The sequence below is a fragment of the Actinotignum saccati genome, assembly GCF_051265055.1.
Classification (GTDB): domain Bacteria; phylum Actinomycetota; class Actinomycetes; order Actinomycetales; family Actinomycetaceae; genus Actinotignum.
Map to the genome: position 1 here is coordinate 20,919 of NZ_JBOZCC010000016.1, position 6,660 is coordinate 27,578.

Below are 6,660 nucleotides of genomic sequence, written 5' to 3' on the forward strand. Positions count from 1 at the left end.
GGGCGGGGTGCTCGCTGTTCGTGGACAGTGTGCCGCTAGCGGGCGCGAATAATTGCGGCGATGCCCTGCCCGCCGCCGATACACAGCGTTACAAGCGAATGCTCAATTCCGCGTTCGCGCTGGTTGAGGAGGGCACGCAGCGAAATAATCGCACCCGAGGCGCCCACCGGATGACCCAGCGCAATCGCCCCGCCCAGCGGGTTAACAATCTCCGGATCCAACTCCGCATCGCGAATCACCGCAATCGCCTGGGAGGCAAAAGCCTCATTAAGTTCCACCCAACCAATATCCGCCCGGCTCAGGCCGGTGCGCTCCAGCACCTTCTCAATAGCCAAACGCGGCGCATAGCCCATATACTCCGGTTCCACGCCGACGGTCGCCACATCCACCAGCTCACCCAGAATATCCACACCCGCCGCAATCGCATCCTCTTCCCGCATGAGGACAAGCATGGCTGCGCCGTCGTTAATCCCAGAAGAATTACCGGCCGTCACGGTACCGTGCGCGGCAAAAACGGGGCGCAGGTGGCTGAGCGTTTCAACGGTCACCCCCGTGCGCGGATACTCTTCAGCAACGACGACGCGCTCCGTTGGCTTCCCGGCATCAATCGTGAAAGGGACCTTTTCCTTATCGAAAGCTCCGGATGTGATGGCGGCTTGGGCGCGGGCCTGGGATTGGGCCGCAAAAGCATCCTGCTCGGCGCGCGAAATACTGAATTTTTCCGCCACCCGCTCGGCTGTCCAGCCCATCGGCCGGCCCGAGAACGGATCAGAAATTAGCGAAAATGTGCCATCCACGTGCTCGGGCCCATCGAGATGACCGGCCCGCGAAAAATCCATCACCGGCTGGCGCGTCATATTTTCCGCACCGCCGGCCATGACGATGCGCGCGTCCCCGGAACGCAGGGCGCTCGCGCCGCTGGCCAAAGCCTGCACCCCGGAGCCGCACACCCGATTGACAGTCAGGGCAGTGGAGGAGGCACGCGCCCCGGCAGTCAGAGCGATACGGCGGGAAATATAGGCATCGGCGCCGGTCTGGCCCACGCACCCCACCACGAAATCATCCACATCCGCCATCGGGATGCCGGCTCGCTCCGCAGCCGCGCGCGCCGCAGCCGCACCTAATTCATGCGCGGGGGTATTCGCGTAGCAGCCGCGGAACTTCCCCGTGGGGATGCGAGCACCGCCGACAATGACGATAGTTGAATCGAACGCCATAACCTTGCCTCCAGAGATTCAAGAATTCAATTCTACGAGGAGAGCGGCGCCGGCTCCAGGAGACGTACCTAACCTCCCGAGAGAACGGATCTCCGTGCCGTCACGCCACACGCGAGCGTCTCGCAAAGTGAGATGTTGGGTCTCACTAGGTGGACGGATCTCGTATACTCACCACATGCGCGCCTCTATTAATCTTGCCGTTATTGCCGGGGATGGCATCGGTCCGGAAATCGTGCCCGAAGGTCTCAAAGTGTTACGCGCCGCGCTGGCGGAAAGTGGCACGGAGCTGAGCGTGACCTCCTACAGTATCGGGGCGCAACGCTACCTGGATACCGGGGAAACCCTGGGCAGTGCGGATCTGGAGGCGCTGGCGGGGCATGATGCGCTGCTGCTCGGGGCTATCGGGGATCCGCGGGTGCCCGCGGGAATCCTCGAGCGGGAGATTTTGCTACGGCTGCGCTTCGCCTTTGACCACTACGTTAATTTGCGGCCCAGTGTGCTCTATCCCGGGGTTCCCACCCCGCTGGCAGAACCGGGAAATATTGACCTGGTGGTGGTGCGCGAAGGAACCGAAGGGCTGTACTCGGGCAACGGGGGCAGTGTTCACCGCGGCATGCCCACCGAAGTGGCAACGGAAGTATCTGTCAACACCGCTCACGGAACTGAGCGCCTGGTGCGCTATGCCTTTGAGCTGGCCGCCTCCCGGCCCCGCCGCCGCCTTACCCTCGTCCACAAAACCAATGTGCTCGTGCACGCGGGTGGGCTGTGGCAGCGTACCGTTGATCGCCTCGCCGCGGAGTACCCGAATGTCAACGTTGATTACTGCAATGTGGATGCCGCCACGATTTACCTGGTGACCGACCCGCAGCGTTTTGACGTTATCGTGACGGATAATCTGTTTGGCGATATCCTGACCGACGAAGCCGGGGCGGTAAGCGGGGGAGTGGGGCTTGCGGCGTCGGGCAATATTAACCCTGAAGGCGATTTCCCCTCCATGTTCGAACCGATCCACGGTTCGGCACCGGATATCGCGGGGACCGGGAAAGCCGATCCGACGGCGACCATCGCCTCCGTGGCGCTGATGCTGCGCCACCTCGGGCTCGCCGGGCCGGCCGCGCGTATTGAGGCGGCTATCCGGGCGGATATGGAAGCACGCGCCGCGGCCGCGGCGGCCGGTGTGCCATTGCGCCGCACAACCGCCCAGATCGGGGATGCTATTCTCGCCGCTATGGAAGATAACCGCTAAGGATCACCACGAAGAAAGAAGGACTCAGGTATGAGCGTTCCGATGACTCCGAAAGAAATGGAAGCTGCCGCTACCACCCCCGCGCCGGCGGATAGCCTCGCGGGGCGGTTCGCTGTGCATCCGAATGAGCACCCGGCCAGCGAGGAGGAGGTCAGCCAGGTTCTGGCCGGCCCCGGTTTCGGCCGCTACTTCACCGATCACATGGCGCGGGCAACCTGGACCGCGGAACAAGGCTGGCACAACCACGCCATTGTGCCCTACGGGCCGCTCAGCCTGGACCCGGCCGGCGCGGTGCTCCACTACGGCCAGGAAGTTTTTGAGGGCCTGAAAGCCTACCGGCACGCGGATGGATCGCTATGGTTGTTCCGCCCCACCTACAACGGGGCGCGCCTGAACTTCTCCGGGCATCGGCTCGCTATCCCGGAGTTGCCTGTGGATGATTTCGTGGCCTCGCTGGTGGATCTGGTGCGCCAGGACCGGCGCTGGGTTCCGGGAGCTGCGGGTGAATCGCTGTACCTGCGGCCCTTCATTTTCGCTTCGGAAGCTTTCCTCGGGGTGCGGGCGGCCGCGGCCTACGAATACATCGTGCTCGCCTCGCCGGCCGGGGCGTATTTCCCCAACGGTTTCCAGCCCATCAAGGTGTGGGTGGAGCCCGATTACCACCGTGCCGGCCCCGGCGGCATGGGCGCGGCGAAGACCAGCGGGAACTACGCGGCCTCGCTGCTGCCCAAGGTCACCGCGGGTGCGGCCGGCTACGATGAGGTTCTTTTCCTCGACGCCGCAACCGCCACAAACCTTGATGAGCTGGGCGGGATGAACGTCTTCGTGGTCTACGCCGACGGCAGCGTGGCCACCCCGAAACTTACCGGCAATATCCTGCCCGGTAATACTCGTTCGTGCATTATGCAGCTGCTGCGCCGCGCCGGGGTGGAGGTACGCGAAGATACCCTCGCTTTGCGCGATGTGGTGAGCGGAATTCAGGACGGTAGCGTGGCGGAAATGTTCGCCTGCGGGACCGCGGCCGTGGTGACTGCCATCGGCCAGCTCACCGGGGAAGATTTCAGCGTCGAGCTGCCTACCCACACCGTGGCGCAGCGGATTTACGAGGAACTCACGGGAATCCAAAACGGCACTCGCGAAGATCCCTTCGGGTGGATGTACCGGATCGCTTAGCGGGCTGGGCTGGGTTTCACTACGCGCGGGGCCGAGTTGAGCTACGCGCGGCGGCGGGACGAGGAAACAGCCGGCACCGGCGGCCACCGTCACGCTCAGCGGGGTGGGGAAGAGGTCTTCGCCGTCGACCGCAGGAATAAGACCGGGCATTTCCAAGCGAACACTGTTGACCTGAATCTGGGTGACGATATCGCGCAGTTTGGAAAAATCTCCGGTGTAGATATTGCGGAGGCTGCGGGCCGCGGTGCGGCGCGATACGGGGCCGACGACGGTGAGGGCCAGCTTGCCATCACGCGGATCAGCGTGCGAGCACATCCGGATCCCGCCTCCGTAACTGCGGGTATTACCCACAGCGCAGAGGGTAGCTTCCAGAGTGAAGGTATCACCGCCGTCGATACTCAAGGTGAGCGGGGTGGTGCGCATGGCCGCCACTTCGGCAAGCACCGCGAGGAAATAGGCGGCCGAACCACCCGGCCACCGGATTTGCTTCGCCCGCGCGTTAATGCGGGTATCGATCCCCGCCGCGAGGATCGAGGCAAAATAGCGACATTCGGGTTGGGAAACACCGTTTACTTCGCGAATGGCCAGGCCCAGGTCGGTGATCACCGTATACCCGGATGCGATGGTGCGGGCGGCCCCGGCGACGTCGAGCGGAATGCTAAGCCCGCGCGCAATATCGTTCCCGGTTCCGCCAGCAACCAAGCCGAGCGGCTTGCCGGTGCCGGCCTGCTCCTGCACGATGAGATTCGCCAATCCGTCCCCACCGCAGGCCACCAACGCGTCGATATTGGGATCGGCCAGCGATAATCTGGCATTCTTGCGAGTTTCCGCGACGGTGGTGGCGTAGTGCCCTATCACGTCAACGTTGTGTTTTAGCAGCTCAGCGGTCATGTGGGCAGCTAGAGAAGTAGCGCGGCCCTTTCCGGCGGTCGGGTTAGTGAGGAGGACGACGCGCCGGATCGGGCGCGGTCCCTCCGGATAGCCGTTGTGCTGGTGCTGCTGCGCCGCAGAATCTGGCATAGTGGCAAGCCCTCTTTCCCTCGGTGGTGGTGGCGCGCTCCGAACCTCACAATTCTCTGCCGGGGCCGCGCCTGAAAACACCGCTCACAGGTGAGCACTGTTCCCTCATCGTAACCGAGCTGCCGAACGGGCGCGGCCGGTGTCCGCTAGGCTGGCGGTATGACAATGACGTATCGCCCGGTAGGGAAGTCCGGCCTGATGGTCTCCGCCGTCGGCATAGGTGGTAATAATTTTGGCCGCGCCCACACGCGAACCGAAACACAAGGAGGCACGAATGCCGTCGTGCGGGCCGCGCTTGAAGAGGGAATCACCACCTTCGACCTTGCCGACGTGTACGGCAAAGAGCCCGGACTTTCGGAAATTATGTTCGGAACGGCGTTGCGGGAAGCGGGTGAGCTGGCCCGCGGCGTCGTCGTTATAACAAAATTCGGTATGGATATGCAGGGGCGCAACGGTGCGGATTACGGGGTGCGCGGTTCGCGGCGCTACGTGACGCGGGCCTTGGAGGCATCGTTGCGCCGGCTCGGCGTAGAGGCGATTGACCTGTATTTTTATCACACGCCAGATGGTGTAACGCCGCCCGAGGAGACGCTCGAGGCGCTGTCGGATGCGGTGCGGGCGGGCAAAATTCGGTATTACGCGACGTCGAACCACGCCGGGTGGCAACTTGCTGATGCCTCGCATGTGGCGGCGGCGCGCGGGTTGGTGGGGCCGATTGCTACAGAGTCGCATTACAACTTGATTGATCGGCGCGCGGAGCTGGAGGTGGTGCCGGCCGCGCAGCGCTTTGGCCTGGGGATTTTCCCGTATTTCCCGCTGGCGAACGGCTTGTTGACAGGTAAGTATCGGCGCGGTGCGGCTCCGGAGGGCTCGCGAATTGCGCACTCGAAGGCGGCGCTGCTGGAGTCCACGGACTGGGATCAGATTGAGGCTTTTGTTGCGTTCGCGCAGGCGCGCGGCTTGACGCCGGTGCAGGTGGCGATGTCGTGGTTGGCCGCGCGGCCGTGCGTGGCTTCCGTTATTGCCGGTGCGACGACGCCGCAGCAAGTCCGCCAGAATGCAGCCTCCCTGGTGTGGGAACCGAGCAGTGCGGACCTAACTGAGCTCGACGCAATCTTCCCGCCGCCGGAGAAGGTGGCGTTGTTCTAGGGGCTGTGGGGTGGCCGTCTGGTTCGGAAGATTGGCGGAAGTTCCCAAGTGTGTTGGTTTTCTAGGTTCGCCTCCATCGACTAGGCTCGTAGCGAGCGGTTTTCCACGCTAAGGCGTGGGTAGGTCAAGGTTTGGGATATGGCTTAGGTAGGCCGCTTTTCCCCGCGCGAGCGGGGGTAATAAACTTTTGGTCGGCGCATTTCCCGTGTGTTTATCTTTCGTGTAAGTAGAGAGAAGTGTATATATAGGTACAGGTTAGGGATATGGGTACTTATAACTCTTTCTGGTATCATCATGTTTCATGCCAAAGAAATTTGATCAGGAAGCTAAGGACTGCGTTATACGTCTTGTCGAGGAGCGGATCCGCACTAAGAGTGGTATGTCTTTACAAGATGCTTGCAAGGCTGTAGCGCCCAAATTTGACGTTTCCTGGCACACGATCCGCCGATGGGTCCAGCAGGCTCGTAAGAACGAGTCTGTCGGACGGGCGAAAGAAGACGTGGTAGCGGAGAATATGCGGCTACGCCGAGAGAACCAGGAATTACGCGATGTCAATGAACTCCTGAAAGCTGCGTCGGCCTTTTTCGCGTGCCAGGCAGGGCACCCACATTAGAAATAATCGCGGCCATTGACCATTCGGCGGTTGACGGTGTGGTCATGAGTTAATCATAGGTGTGCTGTTTGGGGAGTTTCCATGACAATCACGGCACACTGGTTAAACCTGTTTCACTCTCGAATTCCACGAGAAATCACTTTGGAATACGCTTGCCTAAAACGGGCTAGTGCACTGTCCTTGAAATAGTTTACTGGTGATGGTATTATTAATCCATGTCGCACCCCGCTAAACCACTCGCC

4 protein-coding genes and 1 pseudogene are annotated in these 6,660 nt (G+C 61.9%); 3 read left to right on the forward strand and 2 right to left on the reverse strand.

Features of this window, described 5'->3' with window-relative positions; translation table 11 throughout:
* Positions 1 to 35: 35 nt before the first annotated feature.
* A complete protein-coding gene (locus ACRQEC_RS09455) occupies positions 36 to 1,217 on the reverse strand; it encodes a thiolase family protein (RefSeq protein WP_284890542.1) in 1,182 nt (393 codons plus the stop codon).
* A 175-nt stretch (positions 1,218 to 1,392) separates the two neighbouring features.
* Here ACRQEC_RS09455 and ACRQEC_RS09460 point away from each other — a divergent pair, with 175 nt between their 5' ends.
* Entirely contained in the window at positions 1,393 to 2,463 is a 1,071-nt protein-coding gene (locus ACRQEC_RS09460; RefSeq protein WP_284890540.1) for a 3-isopropylmalate dehydrogenase, read from the forward strand.
* A gap of 30 nt (positions 2,464 to 2,493) precedes the next feature.
* Positions 2,494 to 3,636: a branched-chain amino acid aminotransferase gene (locus tag ACRQEC_RS09465; protein ID WP_284890538.1), complete on the forward strand. Its 1,143-nt coding sequence runs from the start codon at positions 2,494 to 2,496 to the stop codon at positions 3,634 to 3,636.
* Between the two features lie 135 nt (positions 3,637 to 3,771).
* Here the strand turns inward: ACRQEC_RS09465 and ACRQEC_RS09470 are convergent.
* A pseudogene (locus ACRQEC_RS09470) lies at positions 3,772 to 4,656 on the reverse strand (diacylglycerol/lipid kinase family protein); the annotation flags it as partial.
* Between the two features lie 159 nt (positions 4,657 to 4,815).
* Between ACRQEC_RS09470 and ACRQEC_RS09475 the strand changes: the two are divergent.
* A complete protein-coding gene (locus tag ACRQEC_RS09475; protein ID WP_284890536.1) occupies positions 4,816 to 5,805 on the forward strand; it encodes an aldo/keto reductase in 990 nt (329 codons plus the stop codon).
* Positions 5,806 to 6,660: the final 855 nt, after the last annotated feature.

Bases quoted from the DNA above. Each gene is read 5' to 3' on its own strand.
- ACRQEC_RS09455 (WP_284890542.1), bottom strand. From the start codon at position 1,217: ATGGCGTTCGATTCAACTATCGTCATTGTCGGCGGTGCTCGCATCCCC.
- ACRQEC_RS09460 (WP_284890540.1), top strand. From the start codon at position 1,393: ATGCGCGCCTCTATTAATCTTGCCGTTATTGCCGGGGATGGCATCGGT.
- ACRQEC_RS09465 (WP_284890538.1), top strand. From the start codon at position 2,494: ATGAGCGTTCCGATGACTCCGAAAGAAATGGAAGCTGCCGCTACCACC.
- ACRQEC_RS09475 (WP_284890536.1), top strand. From the start codon at position 4,816: ATGACAATGACGTATCGCCCGGTAGGGAAGTCCGGCCTGATGGTCTCC.